We start from the raw sequence: 17,623 nt of genomic DNA on the forward strand, positions 1-17,623 counted from the left end.
ACAAGGCCCGTTCGTAACATTGGTAACAATTGAATCAATAGTCTCAGTTGTCACACAGGATCGGGGTTAGGCTGCCTGGACATCGCCTAGCCCCGGCTGCTTAGAATGACCCGCGGCACTCGGCGTCACCGGCGGGTCCGCCCCACCGACAACCGATAGGAACCCACGTGCGTTTGTCAGCACTGACCCGTCGAGCACGGTTGGCCACCGTCGCAGCCACGTTCGCCCTCGCGGCGTCGCTCGCCGCTCCGGCCATCGCGTCGGCGGCGCCGGCCCCCGCCCCGAAGGTCGACCAGCGCACCCTGGACTCGCTCGGCGCGTTCGCCCCGGCGATCATCGGCTCGGTCACCACCCCGGGCCCGGACGGCAAGATCAACGCGCAGCTACTCGACCAGGCGCGCACGATGGCAGCACAGCCGGGGATGCCCCCGCAGGTGGCCTCGACGTGGCGCGCGATCATCGATTTCATGGGCGAACCCGGGCGCCGGCAGATGCTGCGTCAGCAACAGGTCGCCGAGGTGGCCAAGCCCGGTGAGCCCGAGATCCCGCAGGGGCCCAACGCGCCGCGCATTCAGGAATTCCTCTATCCCACACTCGGTTTCGGCTGCATGCCGGACGGCGGCAATTCACTCGGCCGAGCACTGGTCACCGCGGGTCCGCAGAAGGCTCCGGCGCCGGGACCCAAGCGCGGACAGGCCGGGTATGTCTACACCAGTCTCGGTACGGGCCCGGCGATCAACAATCCGGTGCGCAAGCTCTGGGTCAGCTGGATCAACATCGACAACGGACGCACCGGCCAACTGCAGCTCAAGCGCAATCCGCTGATCAATGCCGCGGCGGGTCCGGGCACGTTCACCGGGATCGCGACGCCCGGCAAGGGTCGGCTGATCTCCACGATCTACGGCGACGTCACCACCAAGATGAAGGGTCGCGTCATCTCCTGCACCATCGTGCCGACCATCGGACTCGCCATCATCTAAAGGCGGCCCGCGCGGATACGCACACGTCTCCGATGCACTCAGAACACCCTCGTGTGGCCTCGCCACGCGAGGGTGTCTCGTCTGCGGGGTACCGACGGCCGAGTCGTTCGACGGCGGTCGCCCCTCGGTAGCGGCCACGTCACAGGTCGGCTTCACGACTTGAAGTCGACAGCTCAAACGTGGTCTCTTTTAACTTGAGCAACACCAGTCACATGCGCCCCATCGCTCGTGGGGCCGTTTCGGCTCGTCTCAAGGAGTGATCATGACCGCAGGCTCCCGCCGCACACCTCTGCGTCGCACCGCACGCCTGGGTGCCACTGTCGCGTCGATGGCGATCGTGGCCGGGTTGGCCTCGGTCCCTGCCGATGCCTCTGCAGCGCCGGGCGCCCCGAGCACGCTGTCGCCGACCTCCCCGTCGCTCGGCGCAGGGCCCCTCGACCACGAACTCGCCGAGGCGGTCAAGGCACTCAAAGCGGCCGGCGCCGACAAGATCGCCCTGCAGGCCGCGGAGGCCGTGAAGTCGTCGCTCGGACAGATGTCGACGCAGGACGTGGTCAACAAGCTCAGTGCGCTGTCGAGTCAGCTCGGCGGGACGACGGTGTCGGCGCCGACGGCGGCCCGTCCGGTGGCCGCGGCCGACACCATGAGCATCCTCAAGTCGTTGGGAATCCAGCCGTTCTCCCCGTCGATTGCACCGCTGTGCACTGATCCCACCGCCGACAATCCACTCGGGTTGGTCACCGCCGGCGCGGGAGCCGTACCGGGCCCGTGGCCGGCCAAAGAGGAACCCATGAAGGTCATCGACCCGCTCAAGCCGCTGCTCAACCTGGTACCCGGTATCAAACTCCCCGAGAAACTGAATCTGGTGGAGCAGGGCGAAACCGCGTACGCGTTTGTGCCGGCATCCCCCGACGCCAACGGTGACGGGCATATGCAGGTGGCGTGGTTCAACACCAACACCCTGCAGGGCGGTTTCGCCGAACTGCAACCGGTCGACGCGAGGGCGCGATCGGTGCTGCCGCCGCTCGCCGGGGTGCGACTGGCACCGGTGAAGACCGGCAGTGGCACCATTCTGTCGGCGATCTACGGCACGTCCGGCAACAACGGGCGAACCTGCTACTTCCTCCCGGCGATCGGTGTGGTCACTGCACCATGAGCACCACCGGTATCACCCGGGGCAGGGCGTGGATGTGCACGGCGATCGCCGCCGCCGCAGCGATCGGCATGACCTTGGCGGGCGGATCCGCGCACGGCGCCCCGACCACCAGCACGCCGAGCCCGAGCACCTCCAGCGCCTCCGACCCCGCCCCCGCCCCCGGTAAGGCCGGGACAGTCTTCGCGAACCGACAGATCCCCCGGGCGAACCTCGTGCCGGGAGCGGCGAGTGGCAACATCTTCACCTACTGGAGCACCGGCGCCGACGACAAACCGCACCTGTCCAGCGGCGTCCTGCTGCTCCCGTTCACTCCGGCACCGGCCGGCGGTTACCCCGTCGTCGCATGGGCCCACGGCTCGCGGGGTCTCGCCGATACCTGCGCACCCACCACTCACCCGACGGCCGAGGACCTCGACCAGGCGAAGACATGGCTCGGCCGTGGTTACGCCGTGATCAGCAGCGACTATGCCGGACTGGGCACCGAGGGCGTGCCGCAGTACTTCGACAGCGACGCCACCGCACGCAACATCGTCGACGCTGTCCGCGCCGGGCACGACATCGCCGACAACCTGGCCCGGTCGTGGGCGGTGGTCGGACGGGGACAGGGAGCGGCCGCCGCGGTGGCGCTCGCCCGGATCGCCACCGCCCTGCAGGGACCCGGACTGGACTTCCGTGGCGCGGCCGCATCGTCGATCCCGGCCCAGTTCTCGACGCTGCTCACCCGTCTCGGTCCCGGTACCACCACGATGCCCTCCGGACTCACCGCAGATGCCCTGTTCACGCTGAGCGCGATCAGCCGTGCCCGTCCCGAGGTGGACGTGGTGGACTACCTGACCGATTCCGGACGGCAGTGGATCAACAAGGCCGCCGACCTGTGCGTCGCCGAACTCACCCGGCAGGTCGACGGTGTACCGCTGGGATCGCTGTTCAGCAAACCGCTGTCGGGCAACCGCGAACTCGGTGCCGTACTGCAGTCCGCATCGGAATTGCCGGTGCGCGGCTTCACCCGTCCGGTGCTCATGGCTCAGGGCCTGGTGGATCCGACGGTGGTGGTGCCGTTGACGTTCAAGTACATCAACGACGCGCGCATCGCCGACTCGCACGTGACCCCCCGCCCCTACCTGGTGTTCCAGGCCGACCAGGCAGACGCCATGGCCGCCAACGACTTCCGGTGGTTCGTCAACCGGCTGATGCAGTGACGCACCGGCTGCGGGGATGGCCTGCGCGGTTCGCGGTGGGCTACCTCGCCGCGGCCGGTCTGGCCACCGCCGCGGGCGCTTTCGGCCCGCGCACACTGGCGGCAGCGACCAAACCCGTACCTCTCGGGCTTCTCGGGATGCGGGTGTTGGCCGGCCGCACGCATCGATCCGCGCTCGACAACGTGCTGCTCACCGGGGTGATCGTCGGGGCGATGGCCGGTGACCGGGCCATGCTGGTCGAGGAGTTCACCGACCTGACCGAATCCGTTGACGGACAGGCGGACTGGCGCGCCAAGGACCGTCACCTTGCCCGCGGTGCGCTGTTCTTCGCCGGCTCGCAGCTCTGCTATTGCGCACTGATGGTGCGTCGGGGCGCGCGATACCGGCTCGCCTCGGCGGCGCCGCGGACGATGATGCTCGCCGAATCGGCCGCGGTGATCGCCACGCATCGTCCGGGGCTACTGCCCGCGCTCGGCGCCTACGGGACGACATTGGCGACGATGGCCACCCTCGCCGGCGACATCCCCGCACCGCAGCCGCGAATGCGGCGCGGTGGCTGGCTGTTTCTCGTCTCAGACCTGACGATTCTCAACCGCAGGCACCTCATCAGCAATCAGCGCGCCCGGAAGATCAGCGAGTTACTCGTGCTGGCAACCTACTTCGCCGCACAGGCGCTGCTCGTCGGCGGGCTGGCCGCAGGCGTACCCGCCTCGACAAGAGTTGCCGATTGACGCGCCCGGCGCGTCAATCGGCAACCTCTGGTGCGGCGTGGCGGAACCTCTACCGAGCCTTGGCCGCACGTGTCGCTTCCAGTCGCGACAACGACGACTCGGCCACCGCGTCCATTTCCTCGAGTTCCATGCCCTTGGTCTCCTCGACCTTGGCCCGGACGTAGAAGAACGACGCCGCGGCACACGCCGCGAAGAATCCGTACACCCAGCCGAGACCGAGGGTCGCCGATGCCTGCGGGAACAGCATCGAGATGGTGAAGTTGGCCATCCAGTTGACCGCGGTGCACACACCCAGTGCCACACCCCGGATGCGGTTGGGGAACATCTCGCCCAGCATCACCCACATGACCGGGCCCCAGGTGGCGGCGAATGCGACGACGAACAGGTTCGCCCCGATCAGCGCGATCACGCCCCAATTGCCGGCCAGCGTGAGACAGTCCTTGTCGGTGTTACCCGGGTTACACGTGACATCACCGACCATCCCGGACTGCTGATACGACGACTGCGTGAACGCCACACACGCCATCAGCAGCCCGATGAACATGCCCACCGACCCCCACAACAGCAGGTTGCGGCGGCCCACCCGGTCGACGAACAGGATGGCCACGAAGGTCATGGCGACGTTGATGGCGGAGGTGATCACCGAGGTGGTGAAGGCGTCACTGGTGGAAAAGCCCACCGACTTCCACAGGGTTGTCGAGTAGTAGAAGATCGCGTTGATGCCGACGAATTGCTGGAAGATGGCCAGCCAGATACCCACCCAGACCAGCGGGTGCAACCCGAACGACGGTCCACGAATGTCGGAGAGCTTCGTCCTCGATTCCCGGCGGACGCTCAGTTTGATCTCTTTGACGCGCTCGAGCGGATGAGGCTCGCCGGTGACCTCCTCGAGGATGCGTGCCGCCTCGGCGTCGCGGTTGCGCCCGACGAGGTATCGCGGGGACTCCGGGATCGACAGTGCCAGGATGCCGTAGACGGCGGCGGGAACCACGCCCACCAGGAACATCCAACGCCACGCCTCCAGCCCCCACCAGAGGTCGTTGAGCGGCGCGCCCGCCGCGTTCTGCAGCAAGGTGTCCGACAGGAGGGCGGCGAAGATGCCCAGGGTGATCGCGAGCTGCTGCATGGAGGCCAGTGCGCCGCGGTAGCGCGCGGGGGCGATCTCGGCGATGTAGGCGGGTGCGATGACCGATGCGATACCGATACCCAGGCCACCGAGCACGCGCCACAGCAACAGGTCCCAGACCGTCTGCGTGTACGCGGTCCCGATCGCCGAGATGACGAACAGCACCGACCCGAGAAGCATCACGCGTTTGCGGCCCCACACGTCGGCGAGTTGACCCGCGAACCAGGCGCCGACCACGCATCCGAGCAACGCGATGGCCACCGCGAAACCGGTGAACAGATCACCCAGCCCGAAAGTGCTCTGAATCGAGTCGACGGCGCCGTTGACCACCGAACTGTCGAATCCGAAGAGGAAACCACCCACCGCGGCCGCGATCGTCACGCCGAGAACCTTGGCGGTGTGCTGTTCGGCCACCTCGGCAGCCTGCTGTTTATCGACCATCTGACCGACCTCGCCTCACTGCTCGAAATGCGCCTGTGCGATTACTGAGAATTCACGCTACCCGCGTGACAATGCGAATCCGCAGAAATCGGTGAGTTGCCACCGGTTTCGTGACCTACGGGTTCCCGATCTCACGATTTCGTGACACTACGATTCCGTGACCTAGGCGTTCGCGACGCCACGGCACGTCGAGTACTGCGGGTTGACCATCGGCAGAAATGCGACGGCACCGATCGTCTGGTGGATGGTGAAAACCACCGGACCCGGCCCCGGATGCAGATCGATCTGCCAGCTGACCGTGCGTGCCCGACTCGGCGCCGACACCACACCCCGGGCTCCGGTGCCCAGATTGCGCCAGGTGACCCGGACCTGCGTGGTGTACTCCACAAGTTGCGGCTTTCCCCGAATGGAACCGATCAGGGTGATCGCCGGGCCGGGTAGTCCGTCGGCCGGGAACCGTATCCCGTTGAACACGTCGACCTTCACCGGCAGCGGACCCAGTGGCCACGGGTTGGCACTCGGACAGTCGAGTGTGGTGACGAGGTTGGGGTCGCTGTACTCGGGAATCGCCTGCGCCACCGGCGCCGTCGCGCCCGCGATCACCGCGATGGCCCCGGCCGCCACGGCGACGATGCTGCGACGCCGCAACCGAAGCGCGGTGCGCCGGCGGACGAATCGACGCATCGACACCTTCACACCCACCCCGCCGGACATGGCGACAGTGTACGAGTCCCTACGATGGCCTCATGGCGAAACTGCAGATTGCCCAGGAGGCGGCCGCCGACGAACTGCTGTCGTCGGATGCGTTCGCGCTGCTCACCGGAATGCTCTTGGACCAGCAGTTTCCGATGGAACGCGCCTTCGCCGGACCAGCGAAGATCCGCGACCGATTCGGCAGCATGGACCCGACGGCGATCGCCGACGCCGATCCGGAGGCGTTCGCCGACTTGTGCGCCACCCCACCGGCCATCCACCGCTACGGCAGATCGATGGCGGGGCGTGTGCAGGAGCTGGCCCGGGTGGTGGTCGACGACTACGACGGCGACACCGCTGCCATCTGGACCGGCGCCACCAGCGGCGCCGATCTGTTCGCGCGGCTGCGCGCGCTACCCGGATTCGGTGACCAGAAGGCCAAGATCTTCACCGCGTTGCTCGCGAAACAGCTGGGGGTGAAACCGCGGGGCTGGACGACGGTGGTCGGAGACTACGGGAAGAAGGGTTACCGGTCGGTGGCCGACGTGACTGATCCGGATTCGTTGCAGAAGGTCCGTGATTTCAAGAAGGCCGCCAAGGCAGCGGCCAAAGCGGGCGGTACCTCCGCCACGGCGGGTTAGGGTACGGCCATGAGCTCTGATCAGCCGGACGCGCGGACGCTGCTCGAACTGCCGTTCAGGCTCGGCTTCGCTGCGACCGGCGTTGCCCTCACCGCCGCGGAGTCGGCCGTGAGCATTGCGCGGATCACCGCCGCCAGCTTTCAGTACGAGGTGAACCATGCGCTCGGGATAAGCGGTGACGAGGTGGGTGGCGCGCGTGCACCGCTGGCCCTCATCTCGCAGCTCGCCGACCTGATGTCGCCCGAGCGTCCGTTGGGGCGGCTGGTGGCGCCCGGCGGACCGCTCGAAAGGCTGGTCACCCCGGGGGGCGTGGTCGACCGGCTCACGGCTGCGGACGGGTTGCTCGAGAAGCTGACCGCGCCCGGCGGCATTCTGGACCAGATGACCGAGGATGGCGGAATCCTGGTGCGGCTCACCGCCAAAGACGGTCCACTCGATCGACTCACCCGCGAGGGCGGTGTCATCGATCAGTTCACCGAGGACGAGGGCATCCTGGATCGGCTGACGTCGGAGGGGGGCATCGTCGATCAGCTCACCGCCCCCGACGGCGTGCTGGAGAAGGTGACCGAACCGGGTGGCATCCTCGACCGGCTCGCCGCCGACGGCGGTTTGCTCGATCAACTCGTCGGCGAGAACGGCGCCATCGAGCGAACGATCGCGCCCGGGGGACCGCTGGACCGGATCACCGAGCTGACAGAGGTGATCGGCCAGCTCGCACCCAACCTGCTGGCGATGCAGGACACCGTGCACGAACTGGCCGAGACCGTGGATCTGCTCAATCAGACGGTGGCACCGCTGGGCGGGCTGGCCGACCGACTACCCAAGCGACTCACGCGGGCGCCGAAGAACTCGCTCCCGAGCGGACATGATCCGGCCCGCAGTCCGCGTTCTCAGCTGTGATCCGCGCGATCGCGGACTCGAGAAGGTCGACATAGCGGTCGATGTCGGGGCAGATGGCTGTGCTCGTGGTCAGTGAGATGGTCACGGTGTCGCCTATCCCGTGCACCCCGTGCGTCAATCCCTGGGCCGGCGACAACGCGGGAAACCCTGCGGTCATCAGCACCGCACGCCCGTCGAGGGTGAGATCGGCCGCGCCGCGGTAGACCGACGACACCACGGTCACACCCGTGACCCGTTCCGGTCGCACCGTCGGATCGAATTTCCCTATCCCCCACCGTTGTAGCGGTGCCGGTGTCGCGGCGGTGGCGCGCCGTGATGCCCGCCGTGCCGCATCGTCGCCGTCGCGGCGGACGGTGTCGATCTCGGTGGCGATCAGCCCGGCCCGCGTGCGCAGGTCGGGTTCGGCAACGTGCAGATCGACCCCGGCGTTCCGGAAGTTGTTACGCACGTTGGGTTGTGGCTTTCGTGCGATGGTCAGCTCCACGGCACACCGGCCTTCGACACCGCCGAGATACTCCGGTAACGCCATCGAGATGGCAAGCAGCGCGCCCACGGTGACGCTGTGCCCACACACGCGCAGGCGATCGCGGTCGACGGTGACGGTACGCAACTGCCGGTCGCGTCCGGGTGGGCGGTTGAGTGCGGTGAGCGCGACACCTCCCGCCGGGCGCGGTGCGGCGGTCCGCTCGAGCCGGAACGCGCGCACCCCGAGTGCGAGCATCGCGGCCAGCTCGATGGGCAGTCGCGCCGCACCCCGTACCGCGGTGAACACCGGCGCCGGCATCGCGCGCGGCCGGGCCGCACCGTGTCCGGTGCGGGGGTGGGCTTCGGTGCGGAAATCGGGCCCGAACAGTTCGCGCGCGATGGCGGCGGTGCGTCGACCGTCGCCGAGGGCGTGGCTGATCTGCAAGGCCACCACCACCGCGGTGTGGCGCCGCCCGGCCACCATCACGTCGGTGACGGGTCCGAAAATGTGTGCGCGCCAATCGTGTCGGGTCGCGTCGAGCTGATCGGCCATCTGCTCGCCGAGAACGTGAAGACACTGCGTCCACTCCGTCGCGGTGCGGTGGAGCCGGATCTGGTCGTCGTCGACCGGCGCCTGCACCCAGTACGGACGGTCGAGGTCGCCCGGCACGGGCTTCACACGCAGTCGCAGATCGTCGACGCCCTCCGCGCGCCGCCGGACCCATGTCGCGATGTCCTCGAGTCCCACACCGTCGAGTCCCACACCGTCCGGTTGCACACCGTCGTTCGCGGAATCGGTGAAGCCGAAGACGACGAACTGGTCGTTGGGGATGATCGGCGCCATCCAGAACGCCTGCGCATCGCCGGCCGACATCGGTTGCATCAGCGTCACGGTAGTCCGGGGAGTCCACCGGAGGTGACCGACACGACGGCGATCAGCTGACCGTGTGCAGATGCACCAGCGCTTGCACATGCACGTCCGAGCCGTCCACGGCGGTTCGGACGCGCTGGACCTCGGGTCCGAGCACGGCGGCGATCTCGTCATAGGAATAGGTGGGAGGAGCGGTCACCGTGATCCTGATGATCTTTCGGCCGCGGTCGTCGAGCGCCTTGGCGGTGACCTCGTCGAACATGGTGTTGCCGGCGAGATCGTCGGCGACCGCGGCGGCAATCAACTTGGGCGCCACGGTGAGCCGCCCGTCGGCGTTGCTGCCGGAGAGTTCGAGATCGTCCACCTTGTTCGGTCGGATCGCGGTGGCCAGGAGTGACCAGCTCCAGACCAGGCCGACGATGGCGACGCCGAAGAGCACCACGATCCACCAGTCCGTCCTCGCCGCGCGCGACGCCCAGCCCGCGTCGAGGTGGTCGGCCCACTCGCGCACGACGGGCACGTGAAGCTGCCAGAGCACTGCACCGACGCCGACCAGCAGGACGGCGATGCCGAAGATGCCTGCGGTGATGCGATGCAATGTGGCGGGTCCGCGGTTCATGAGTCCTCTCCTTCGCGGTTGCTCTCCCCCGTGCGGTGGCTCTCCCCTGCGCGTTGGCTCTCCCCTGCGCGGCGGCGCGCGACGATCTTGACCTTCACCCGCAGCGGTTTCTCCGGGGCTGCCGCCGCGGACGCCACCGCGGCGCGGATCGCGTCGGCGTCGGGATGCGTATCGGTCGCGGTCACCACGACCTTCGCCCGGCGGCGGCCCACCACGGTGGTGGCGTGCTCCACCCCCGGCACCGACAACGCCGCCGTACTGATGCGCCGGGCGATGTCACCGCGCCGCGTCCACATCACCTCGTAGCCGCCGAGGCTCACGTGGGTACGGCGACGCGTCCGGACCGCCGACCACAACAACCACAGGCCGATGAGGATCAGCGCGATCGCAACCGGCCACATCCACTGTTGCCAGGTGCTGCGGGCCACCCAATCGGCCCCTTCCCGCGACCATCGGGTACCCGACACCCAGCCCGCCTGTACCACCAGATCGCGGATCGCGACGATGACCAGTGCCAGCAGGACGAACGCGATCACCACGCCCCCCACCACGGCGACCGGCGTCGACGACGGCGCGAAGACCTTGCCCTGATGCGTGTCTGCGGTGCGGGCGATGGCGATCCGACGGGTCTTCTCGTCGTCGTGCGGTTCGTGGTCGGTGGACGTGGTCATGTCTCCTCCGGGACGGGTAGTTCGATGTAGCCGTCGCGCCGACGACGGACTGCCTCCCCCGACACGATCCGGGCGACGGTCACGTCGACCCGCACCGGGCGCACGCCGGTGAGGCGGGCGATCTCGTCGGCGACATGGTCGCGGGTACGTGCGCACACCGCGGCCACCGCGCAGGGCCACCTCAACGCGACCGTCAACGAGACGGTCGGCGCGGTCTGCGACATGTCGACGCTCGCCGACGGGTAGCCGCTCGACAGCGGATTGATCGCGCCCAGAACCGACGGGCCGCCGCTGTCGGTGCGGATCACACCGTCTACGTCGAGGGCGACCCGTTCGGCGATCTTGACGCCCACGCGGTCGGCGAGCACCAACGATCCGCGGACGTCGGAATCCGGCTCCTGCGCAGCCACTCCCGGTGCGTGGGCCGGCGCTGCGGTACCCGACGTGCCGGCGTCGGTGGCACCGACGGTGACGGTGACCGCGTCAGCCACGGTTCCGGCTCTTCAGGATCGCACCGAGATCGATCGAGCCGTCCCGGTGCAGCCCAAGCGCCAAACCGAAAGCACCGAGCAGAACCGCCAGGATGAACCCGCCGAACCCGCCGGTGGTGGCCGCGATCGCAAGCAGCAATCCGGCCAGCAGACCCAACATCGCGTTGTTACCCATCGTTTTTCACCCCTGTGGACGGCTGTTCTTCTTCAGGCTGCTGTGTTTGTTCAGGCTGCTGTGTTTCTTCAGGCTCCTGCGTCGCTGCACCGCCGACACTGATGTCTTCGACCACCACCGACACCGGTACACCGGCGACAGCGGAGGCGGCATCGGCGGCTTGTTCGGCAACGGCACGCAGATCGTGTGCCATGTCGACGACGATGTGCACTTCACCTGCGTTGTCCGACAACGTGATGCCACCGACTCGACCGCCCGGCAGGTAGGTGGCGATCTCCCCGAAGGCTCCGGCGTACAAACCGGTGACCCCGGGGACGGCGCCGACCGCGGCGACCACGCGTTCGGCCGCCGACCCGCTGTCCGAGCCCGGGACCGCCGCATCGGTCGCTGACAGCGGTTCGGATGGGGACATCACTGCACCCTCGGCGTCTCGGGGGTGTCGTCCTCGTCGCCGAAGTGGATGTCGTGGACGGTGACATTGACCTCGGTGACCTCGAGGCCGGTCATCTGCTCGATCGCGGTGACGACGTTGCGGCGGATGGCCGCGGCGAGCTGGTGGATCGCGACTCCGTAGTCGGCGACGATCGAGACGTCCACCGCGGCCTGTCGTTCACCGACCTCGACGTTGATGCCCTGTGTGGTGCTGGTGGCGGTGCCGGGCAGCACCTCACGCACCCGGCCCACCATCCGCTCGGTGGTGCCGCCGACGTCGTAGACGCCACTGATCTCACGGGTGGCGATGCCGGCGATCTTGGCGACCACCTGATCGGCGATCGACGTCTTGCCGCGTTCTCCCACGGGCTTGGCCGCGGCCTTGCTCTTCGACGAATCGGCGAGGGTCAACGCGTTGCCGGAGCCGTTCTCCTGGGTGGCGTCTCCGGTTGCTGTGGTGGATGACGTTGTCGATGAGGTTTCGGACATGGACGCTCCTTTGTCGCTTCGGCACCTCACGGTGCGGGATGGGCGCGACCCCCGGCCGCACCCGTATAAGGTCAGTCGTAGTGGAAGCAATTTCTGCACGCGTCGATTTCGGTGATGCCGGACACAGCGATGCCTCGGCCGGGGGGACGCGGCAGCGCCCCGAGTTGTCTCCCGGACTCGATCTGTCCACCCTCTCCGACGACGAACTCGCCGCCGCCGCGGCCGCCGGCGACACGGAGGCCTTCGCGATTCTGGTGCAGAAGGTGTCCGAACCGCTGCTGCGCTACCTGCGTCGCATGGTCGACGACCCGCAGACCGCGGAGGATCTGGCGCAGGACACACTGCTCGACTCCTGGCGTGGGCTCCCGGATTTCGCCTTCCGAAGTTCGTTTCGCACCTGGATGTTCGGCATCGCCCATCGCAAGACCGTCGATCACTGGCGCCGACGACGCGACGTGCCGACCGACGACCGACGCTTCGCCGACCTCGCCGACGCACGGTCGCTCCCCGCCGACGAGGCGGTCCGGATGAGTCTCGTCGAGGCGCTACGCCGCGAACTGGCCACCTTGCCCGAAACGTCACGCGCCGTATGGTGGCTCCGAGAGGCCGAGGGACTCTCGTTGACCGAGATCTCGCGGGTGCTGCAGATCTCCGTCGGCTCCGTGCGGGGGCACCTGCAGCGAAGCCGCAAATACCTGGCCACGCGCCTGTCGCCCTGGCGGCCCGACACCGCGGCGGCTCCCCAACGCCTTACGGCCCCAACCAAAGGCCTCACTGGACGGCCATCGCGCACCCGACCGGGAGGAGGACAGCCATGAGTGAGACATACCTCGACGACGACCCCGATCACACCGACTCGTGGCTGGTCGATGCGAGTCGACGCCTGAGCGAACCCGACGCCGACGTGGGCCGGCTCATCTCGTCGATCACCGGAAATCTCGAGCGGGTACGCCGCCCCGCGCGGCGGCTGGACACCGACTCGACGGGCATCGAGGTGAGTGATCGTGTGATCAGGCAGCTGCTTGCCACCCGGATCCGTCAACGGTTGGGCCGACTGGTGGTACAGGTCACCCTCGACGGCGACGACGCGCAACTCGCCCGGGTCCGGATAGGGCTGATCGCGCGCTACCACGACGACCTCGTCGGCGACTCCGACCGCGTCCGCGACGTGGCCGACGAGGTACTGACCGCGACGCTGGGGCCGCGCTCGAGCGATGTGGCACGCCGGTCGATCGATGTGCGCTGGCAGGACCTCTACACCCGGGAATGGCTGAGCTGACCGGCGCGGGCGGGTCGGACGATCAGGACCGGTCGGCCCGCCGGTCACCCGCGCTCCACGCGTAGGGCAGGTCGGCACCGTTGAGTTCGTGCGCGCCCACCGCCCGCAGTTTGTAGATCAGGGGATTGTGCGCGGAGATGGTCCGCGCGTTGCGCCAGTGACGATCGAGGCGCAGTCGTTCGCTGGTGATGGATGCGCCGCCGACCTCGAACAGCTGCGTGGTGGCGTCCAGCACGGTGGTGATCACGGACTGCTGTGCCCGCGCCACGTCGAACTCTGCCTTGTCGAGCAGCCGTTCGTCCGTGCCGCCGGCGTCGAGGAGTTCATCGAGGGTGGCCGCAACGTCGAGCACCAGCACCCGGGCGGTGTAGGCGGCCGCGGACAGGCGTCCGATCACCTGCTGCACCAGCGGATCCTCCCGCGGCAGATCGGCGGCGGCATGACTGAAGGTGCGGGTCCGGTCACGCACCCACTCAACGGTGTCGTCGAGGGCGCGTCGCGCGATCCCGGCCAGCACCGCGAGTTGCACGAGCTGCAGGTAGGAGGTCGCATAGGTGCGGCCGGGAGCCCCGTACCCCGCGCCGAGCAGACGCTCAGCGGGCACCGTGACGTCGTGGAATTCCGTTGTGCCGCTGGCGGTCAGACGCTGACCGAAACCATCCCAGTCGTCGTGCTGGATGACGCCGGGCGCATCGGCGTCGACCAGCACCGAGACCCGGTCACCGTCGGAGTCGGCAGCGACGAGGATGTGATCGGCGTACAGACTCCCGGTGCTGTAGTACTTGGTGCCGTTGACCACCCATCCGTCGCCGTCGGCGGTGACCGTGGTGCGGTAGCGATCGGCCGCGCCCACCCCGGGTTCGGTGATCGCATTTCCCACCAGGGTGCCGCCCGCCACGGCCCGCAGCCAGCGGTCCCGCGCGACGGGGTCGTCGGCGAGCAACTGATCCTCCACGAACGACCAGTGCACCCGGAGTGCTTGGGGCAGATTGGATTCCGCGGCCGCGAGGTCGATCAGGAGACCGAACAGCTGGCGGACCGAGGCGCCGTAACCACCGAGCTCGACCGGCACACGCAGCGCACCGAATCGGACGTCCTTGAGCGCTCGCACCTCGTCGTGGGCGAGCGCGCGATCGGTCTCGCGGGCCACGGCGCCCTCGGCGATGCGGGCGAACACCGGGGAGAAGACCTCGTCGAGTTGGGCATCGGTGTAGGCGCGAATGGATGTCGCGGTCACTGTCGGATCCTTTCGTCGTCGGTGAAGCCGGATCCGACCCGTGCGGCCGTCGGCAACCCGAACAGTGTCGCGGCAGGCGTGAGAACTGCCCACCCTTTCGGCCGCCACGAGAAAAAATACGCACCCGCGCGCTGCAAGGCGGTGCGACCGGGGCTCGGAACGGGCAATCGTCACCTATCCTTCAGCCAAGGGCCCGGAGAACACCCGACCACACGCGGCCGCGGCCGCGCGGCGAGAGGAACACATGGCGCGCACCAAGGCTGCCGACCCGAGAGAGTCCACCCGGCCCAACGCGCCGGACTGGTCCCTGCCGCGCGGCACCGTGGTGTTGCTGTCGATCACCGGCCTCGTGGTGACGGTGTTGGGCATCAGGTCCATCGGTTCCCTTGTGGGGCCGGTTTTCCTGGCACTGATGCTGACGGTGGCCGTGGCGCCGGTACCGAGCTGGCTGCGCCGGAAGGGGTGGCCCGCCTGGTCGGCACTGATCGTCACCATTCTGCTGGTGTACGGCATCATCATCGGGCTCTTCGCTGCGCTCACCTACTCGGTCGCCCGGTTGGCGACGATCCTCCCGCAGTACTCGGCCAAGTTCAACGACCTTCTCGACGACTTCCAGAAGTTTTTGACCAGCCATGGCGTGAGCCAGCAAAAGGTTCACGACATGATTGCCAACGTCGACTCCGGCAAGGTGATCAGCGCGGTGGGCAACGTGGTGTCGAGCACCATGGGTGTGGCGTCCGCGCTGACACTCGTGCTCATCACGCTGCTGTTCATGGCGTTCGATTCGGTGGGCTCGAGCGAACGCATGGAGGTGCTCCGACGCGACCGCCCCGACGTAGCCGCGGCATTCACCTCGTTCAGCACCGGCACCCGCTCCTACCTCTGGGTGTCCACCGTGTTCGGACTCATCGTGGCGGCGTTCGACACCGGGGCCCTGGCGCTGATGGGCATTCCGCTGCCGATCCTGTGGGGATTGCTCTCGTTCATCACCAACTACATCCCGAACATCGGGTTCGTGATCGGCGTCATCCCTCCCGCGCTGCTGGGTCTGCTCGACGGCGGCTGGGTGCTGATGGTCTGGGTGATCGTCGTCTACTCGGTGATCAATTTCGTGATCCAGTCCATCATTCAACCCAAGTTCGTCGGCGATTCGGTGGGCCTGTCGACCACGCTGACCTTTCTGTCACTGATCTTCTGGGCGTGGGTGATCGGACCGCTCGGGGCGATCCTCGCGGTGCCGCTCACCTTGTTCGCCAAGGCGATGCTCATCGACATCGACCCCTCGGCACGGTGGGCCGACGTCCTGCTGACCTCCAAGCGGCCCGAGAAGCCCTCCGACCTCGTCGATCCCTCGCCTATGGACGAGGACGCCGGGAATCTCGACGCCGCGCCCGACGCAGGCGAGGACACGAACACGGCGGGCCCCGACACTCCCGGCCCCGATTCCGGCGGTACACCCACACGCGGGTGAACGCGGGCGCGACCACCCGTCAGCGGTCGGACCAGACCGGGTCCCGTTTGGCCAGGAACGCCGACATCCCTTCTTGCGCATCGCAGGTCATCGCATTGGTCGCCATCGTCTCGCTCATCAGCCGGTACGCCTCCGCCTCGTCCCGATCGATCTGCGCGTAGAACGCCCGTTTGCCGATCGCGATCGTCGAGGCGCTGGCCGCGGCGATCCGCAGCGCCAACTCACGCACGGTCGACGCCAGCGCCTCAGGGTTGACCACGTCGTTGACCAGGCCCCAGTCGGCGGCGGTGTGCGCGTCGACGGGGTCGCCGGTGAGCAGCATCTTCATCGCGCGCTTGCGGCCGATCGCGCGTGTCAGCGCCACCATCGGGGTGGAGCAGAACAGACCGATGCGCACCCCGGGTGTGCCGAAGACAGCGGTGGTGGCCGCGACGGCCACATCACAGGTCGCCACGAGCTGACACCCCGCCGCGAACGCCAATCCGGCCACCTCGGCGATCACCGGCTGCCGGATGTCGTGCACCGCGCTCATCATGTCGACGCAGGACGCGAAGACCGCGCGCTCGTCATCGAGGGTGCGGTCGACGAGTTCGCCGAGATCGTGTCCGGCGGAGAACGCCGGACCGAGCGCCCGGATCACCACCACACGCACGGTCGGATCGCGATCGAAGTCCCACAGCGTGGTCGTCAGGGCCGTCATGGTCGCCACCGACATGGGGTTTCGTCGTCGTGACTCCGAGAGGGTGATCACACCGATCGGACCGTCGATGTGCACGTGCACCGCAGCGGATCCGGCCGGCTGGGTGGTGGCACCCTCGGCGGTACCGATCTCGTTCGTGCTCACGATTGCTCCCTGTCGTCTCACTTCTTGCGGCCGTTCTCGCGGGTTGCGGCGGGCACCGGACTCGAGGGGACAAGACCCGGCGTCGCGCTGTGTCCCACACCACATTCTGCACGTGTTCCCCCTCACACTTCGACGCCGGTCCCGGCGACGCCCATCGCACGCCGACACGCCGCGATGCGCAGGGACTTCTCCGGAAATCCACAGCGTTATCTCAGCGTGATCGGGTGGTCGCAGGTCAGAACCTCGGCGTGACCTTTCCGTGACCGATCCGTATGGTCGCCCACGGTCCGAGATCACGCCGCCCGGAAGTATCGGGTGGCCGATAGGAGGAACGATGACCATGCGGATGAAGAAGACCGCGATGCGCGCCGGCCTGATCGGCGCATTGGCCCTGGCCCCCTTCGGCGTCGCCACCGCGACCGCCTCGGCAGACAGCCACAACTGGGACGCCGTTGCACAGTGCGAGAGCGGCGGCAACTGGGCGATCAACACCGGCAACGGCTACTACGGCGGCCTGCAGTTCACGCAGAGCACCTGGGAGGCCAACGGCGGTAGCGGCAGCGCGAGCAACGCGTCGCGCGAGGAACAGATCCGCGTCGCGGAGAACGTCCTCGCCACGCAGGGCCCGGGCGCGTGGCCGGTGTGCGGTCAGTACCTCTGACCTCACACGTGACCGCATGACCCGCGGCACCACCCGTTGACCACCGACACC

General features: G+C 68.0%; 21 protein-coding genes. 10 read left to right on the forward strand and 11 right to left on the reverse strand.

Annotation, left to right across the window (positions count from 1 at the left end; genetic code table 11):
* Window positions 1–167 precede the first annotated feature (167 nt).
* The 4 genes from ACWDSI_RS06985 to ACWDSI_RS07000 all read left to right on the forward strand — a co-directional run bounded on the left by ACWDSI_RS06985 (window position 168) and on the right by ACWDSI_RS07000 (window position 4,066).
* Window positions 168–980, forward strand: coding sequence for an Rv1157c family protein (locus ACWDSI_RS06985; protein WP_449745196.1), 813 nt, complete (start codon window positions 168–170; stop codon window positions 978–980).
* 262 nt (window positions 981–1,242) lie between these two features.
* A complete protein-coding gene (locus ACWDSI_RS06990; protein WP_449756071.1) occupies window positions 1,243–2,136 on the forward strand; it encodes a hypothetical protein in 894 nt (297 codons plus the stop codon).
* On the forward strand, window positions 2,133–3,335 hold the full coding sequence (locus ACWDSI_RS06995) for a lipase family protein (protein WP_449756072.1): 1,203 nt from the start codon (window positions 2,133–2,135) through the stop codon (window positions 3,333–3,335). The genes ACWDSI_RS06990 and ACWDSI_RS06995 overlap by 4 nt, the downstream gene beginning before the upstream one ends.
* Window positions 3,332–4,066: a lysoplasmalogenase family protein gene (locus ACWDSI_RS07000; protein WP_449756073.1), complete on the forward strand. Its 735-nt coding sequence runs from the start codon at window positions 3,332–3,334 to the stop codon at window positions 4,064–4,066. The genes ACWDSI_RS06995 and ACWDSI_RS07000 overlap by 4 nt, the downstream gene beginning before the upstream one ends.
* A 49-nt stretch (window positions 4,067–4,115) precedes the next feature.
* On the opposite strand, the gene ACWDSI_RS07005 is transcribed toward ACWDSI_RS07000, so the two are convergent.
* Window positions 4,116–5,633 (reverse strand): sugar porter family MFS transporter, encoded by a 1,518-nt coding sequence (locus ACWDSI_RS07005; RefSeq protein WP_449756074.1) that lies wholly within the window; start codon window positions 5,631–5,633, stop codon window positions 4,116–4,118.
* Window positions 5,634–5,795: 162 nt separating this feature from the next.
* Window positions 5,796–6,317: a hypothetical protein gene (locus ACWDSI_RS07010; RefSeq protein WP_449756208.1), complete on the reverse strand. Its 522-nt coding sequence runs from the start codon at window positions 6,315–6,317 to the stop codon at window positions 5,796–5,798.
* Between the two features lie 62 nt (window positions 6,318–6,379).
* On the opposite strand from ACWDSI_RS07010, the gene ACWDSI_RS07015 reads away from it, so the two are divergent.
* Entirely contained in the window at window positions 6,380–6,967 is a 588-nt protein-coding gene (locus tag ACWDSI_RS07015; protein ID WP_449756075.1) for an HhH-GPD-type base excision DNA repair protein, read from the forward strand.
* A 9-nt stretch (window positions 6,968–6,976) separates the two neighbouring features.
* Entirely contained in the window at window positions 6,977–7,867 is an 891-nt protein-coding gene (locus ACWDSI_RS07020) for a hypothetical protein (RefSeq protein WP_449756076.1), read from the forward strand.
* Here ACWDSI_RS07020 and ACWDSI_RS07025 read toward each other — a convergent pair.
* From ACWDSI_RS07025 to ACWDSI_RS07055, 7 genes are all read right to left on the reverse strand, one after another.
* A complete protein-coding gene (locus tag ACWDSI_RS07025) occupies window positions 7,797–9,215 on the reverse strand; it encodes a WS/DGAT domain-containing protein (RefSeq protein ID WP_449756077.1) in 1,419 nt (472 codons plus the stop codon). The genes ACWDSI_RS07020 and ACWDSI_RS07025 overlap by 71 nt on opposite strands.
* Before the next feature lie 52 nt (window positions 9,216–9,267).
* Window positions 9,268–9,822, reverse strand: a complete 555-nt coding sequence (locus ACWDSI_RS07030; protein WP_449756078.1) for a hypothetical protein — start codon at window positions 9,820–9,822, stop codon at window positions 9,268–9,270.
* A complete protein-coding gene (locus ACWDSI_RS07035; protein WP_449756079.1) occupies window positions 9,819–10,493 on the reverse strand; it encodes a DUF6286 domain-containing protein in 675 nt (224 codons plus the stop codon). The genes ACWDSI_RS07030 and ACWDSI_RS07035 overlap by 4 nt, the downstream gene beginning before the upstream one ends.
* The gene (locus ACWDSI_RS07040) at window positions 10,490–10,984 is read right to left on the reverse strand and encodes an Asp23/Gls24 family envelope stress response protein (RefSeq protein WP_449756080.1); all 495 of its coding nucleotides are present in this window, start codon (window positions 10,982–10,984) and stop codon (window positions 10,490–10,492) included. Before ACWDSI_RS07040 ends, ACWDSI_RS07035 begins: the two co-directional genes overlap by 4 nt.
* The gene (locus tag ACWDSI_RS07045; RefSeq protein WP_449745207.1) at window positions 10,977–11,159 is read right to left on the reverse strand and encodes a DUF2273 domain-containing protein; all 183 of its coding nucleotides are present in this window, start codon (window positions 11,157–11,159) and stop codon (window positions 10,977–10,979) included. The genes ACWDSI_RS07040 and ACWDSI_RS07045 overlap by 8 nt, the downstream gene beginning before the upstream one ends.
* A complete protein-coding gene (locus ACWDSI_RS07050) occupies window positions 11,152–11,496 on the reverse strand; it encodes a hypothetical protein (protein ID WP_449756081.1) in 345 nt (114 codons plus the stop codon). Before ACWDSI_RS07050 ends, ACWDSI_RS07045 begins: the two co-directional genes overlap by 8 nt.
* Before the next feature lie 74 nt (window positions 11,497–11,570).
* The gene (locus ACWDSI_RS07055; RefSeq protein ID WP_449756082.1) at window positions 11,571–12,080 is read right to left on the reverse strand and encodes an Asp23/Gls24 family envelope stress response protein; all 510 of its coding nucleotides are present in this window, start codon (window positions 12,078–12,080) and stop codon (window positions 11,571–11,573) included.
* A gap of 80 nt (window positions 12,081–12,160) precedes the next feature.
* On the opposite strand from ACWDSI_RS07055, the gene ACWDSI_RS07060 reads away from it, so the two are divergent.
* A complete protein-coding gene (locus ACWDSI_RS07060; RefSeq protein WP_449756083.1) occupies window positions 12,161–12,898 on the forward strand; it encodes an RNA polymerase sigma factor in 738 nt (245 codons plus the stop codon).
* A complete protein-coding gene (locus ACWDSI_RS07065) occupies window positions 12,895–13,359 on the forward strand; it encodes a hypothetical protein (RefSeq protein WP_449756084.1) in 465 nt (154 codons plus the stop codon). Before ACWDSI_RS07060 ends, ACWDSI_RS07065 begins: the two co-directional genes overlap by 4 nt.
* A gap of 22 nt (window positions 13,360–13,381) precedes the next feature.
* Here ACWDSI_RS07065 and ACWDSI_RS07070 read toward each other — a convergent pair whose 3' ends face one another.
* Complete coding sequence (locus tag ACWDSI_RS07070) at window positions 13,382–14,596, reverse strand: acyl-CoA dehydrogenase family protein (protein ID WP_449756085.1); 1,215 nt, start codon at window positions 14,594–14,596, stop codon at window positions 13,382–13,384.
* Window positions 14,597–14,840: 244 nt separating this feature from the next.
* On the opposite strand from ACWDSI_RS07070, the gene ACWDSI_RS07075 reads away from it, so the two are divergent.
* Window positions 14,841–16,067, forward strand: a complete 1,227-nt coding sequence (locus ACWDSI_RS07075) for an AI-2E family transporter (protein WP_449756086.1) — start codon at window positions 14,841–14,843, stop codon at window positions 16,065–16,067.
* Between the two features lie 19 nt (window positions 16,068–16,086).
* Here ACWDSI_RS07075 and ACWDSI_RS07080 read toward each other — a convergent pair whose 3' ends face one another.
* Window positions 16,087–16,848 (reverse strand): enoyl-CoA hydratase, encoded by a 762-nt coding sequence (locus ACWDSI_RS07080; protein ID WP_449756209.1) that lies wholly within the window; start codon window positions 16,846–16,848, stop codon window positions 16,087–16,089.
* Window positions 16,849–17,245: 397 nt separating this feature from the next.
* On the opposite strand from ACWDSI_RS07080, the gene ACWDSI_RS07085 reads away from it, so the two are divergent.
* Complete coding sequence (locus ACWDSI_RS07085) at window positions 17,246–17,572, forward strand: transglycosylase family protein (RefSeq protein ID WP_449745213.1); 327 nt, start codon at window positions 17,246–17,248, stop codon at window positions 17,570–17,572.
* Window positions 17,573–17,623 lie beyond the last annotated feature (51 nt).

The organism is Gordonia sp. NPDC003429 (assembly GCF_053588575.1).